This is a genomic window from Seohaeicola saemankumensis (assembly GCF_021021435.1).
Lineage (GTDB): Bacteria > Pseudomonadota > Alphaproteobacteria > Rhodobacterales > Rhodobacteraceae > Seohaeicola.
Genome location: NZ_JAINWI010000071.1, coordinates 1 through 407, shown reverse-complemented (window position 1 = coordinate 407; position 407 = coordinate 1). Strand labels below are relative to the sequence as shown.

The following is a 407-nucleotide window of genomic DNA, read 5'->3' as shown; positions in this document are numbered from 1 at the left end:
TGAGGCTGAAGACCTGCACGTCCCTCGGGGCGTGTTTCGGAACATCGCATCCAGGCGGGCGGGCTCCGTCAGCACCCCGGCCAGGCTCGGTGGGACGCGGACGCGGATGGTGGCGGCTGCGTGATAGCAAGGGTCATCCGGGTCTCTCCTTTTTGCTCATAGATGTGGATCGCACGGGGTCGGCCCAATCGTGCCCTCAGCTCACGCTTCGGCAAGCACAAATACGGCTTCCACGGCTAGCCGCGGACCCTCCGCATTTGCGCTTGCGACCGGCCCTCTTGCCCCCGTGCCGGGTGATCCCCATCGCAACCAGGAGAGACCCAAATGACCAACCACTACGTCGCCACCGTCCCCGTCAAGTTCACCGATACCGATGGCCAGGAGCGCACCCGTTTTCAGCGCGTGGG

1 protein-coding gene is annotated in these 407 nt (G+C 65.1%); it reads right to left on the bottom strand.

The genetic code is table 11. The features are described 5' to 3' along the window. Positions 1-201 precede the first annotated feature (201 nt). The coding region (locus K7H22_RS20005) for a hypothetical protein (protein WP_230802562.1) at positions 202-407 on the bottom strand (206 nt) is incomplete at its 5' end.